The sequence below is a fragment of the Parafrankia sp. FMc2 genome (assembly GCF_041008525.1).
Lineage (GTDB): Bacteria > Actinomycetota > Actinomycetes > Frankiales > Frankiaceae > Parafrankia.
This window is the reverse complement of record NZ_JBFLUG010000421.1, coordinates 1-1,115: the sequence shown is the minus strand read 5'-3', so window position 1 is coordinate 1,115 and position 1,115 is coordinate 1. Positions and strand designations below refer to the sequence as shown.

General features: G+C 75.1%; 1 pseudogene. It reads right to left on the bottom strand.

Features of this window, described 5'->3' with window-relative positions:
- A pseudogene (locus AB1460_RS37685) lies at positions 1-969 on the bottom strand (hypothetical protein); the annotation flags it as partial.
- Between the last annotated feature and the right edge of the window lie 146 nt (positions 970-1,115).

Here is a 1,115-nt window from a genome sequence, read left to right as displayed (position 1 = left end):
CGTGGTTGGTTGTATGGGAAGGTTAAGATGTGTGTAAGGCCCCTGGGTAGGGTTTGCCCGCCTGAATTCCTCCTGGTTGGTGGCCGGCGCGTCGGCGTCGGCGAGCAGGTCGAGCAGGTCGGTTGTGGCGGCCTCGGGCAGGGTGAACAGCCGGTTGCCGGTCAGGGCGGCGGCGATGTCGGGGCTGGCGGCGCCGACGACGCCATCGGGCCGGACCCGGGCGGTCGCCCCAGGCCGCCACTGCCCGTAGAGGATGCCGACAACGCCGAGCGGGGAGCCGTTGTCGAGGACGGCCTGGAGGCGGCGGTCGGAGGTCTGGTCGGGGGCGGCGATGACGACCAGGGTCGACCGGCTCGGGTCCTCCCCTGCCGCGGCCCGTCGCGCCCGGGTGACGACGTCGGCTTCCAGCCGGTCCAGCAGCGTGGCCAGGTCGGCGACGACATGCAGCCGCTGCGGCGGGGCGGCGGTGGTGTCTTCGCCCAGCAGCCGCCGCACGTCGGCCGCCGGGAGCAGGACCTGGACGGGGGCGGCGTCGGGCTGGTGACGGTCGGCGAGTAGTGCGATGAGCAGGGCGCGGATCGCGGCGTCCGCGCCGGGTCCGATCAGCCCCAGGCCGCGGGTGGCGGCCAGGTCGAGCGCGAGAGGCTGGCCATTGCCGGTCGTGCCCACGACCCGGGTGCCGGGTGGGACGGCGTGGGCGGTGGCAGTGGCTGCCGCATGGCGGCGTCCGGTGATGTGCGGGTCGCCGGGCGGACGCACGACGACCAGCTCGCCGTCGGCGTCACGTTTGGCGGTGGCTGCGTTGTAGGCGACGGCAAGCTGGCGGATGACCGGCGGTTCGTCCAGATCGTCGCGCACACCGCTGCCGGGCACGTAGTGCCGACGCCGCCACAGCCGCACGGAGAACAGCGCGACGACCAGCAACGCGACCGCTCCCATTCCGAGGTAGCCGCCGGACGGGAACGTCACCCCTGGAGCCCGGGGCGGGGCCGGGACGGACGGGTGCGTAGACGGCGCGGCCGGCGTGGTCGGCGGCACGGCCGTGGGGGTGGGCGAGACCGGGCCGGTAGACGGGCTGGCGGTCGGCGGTGGCGCGGCGTCGCCCGGGGTAGGCG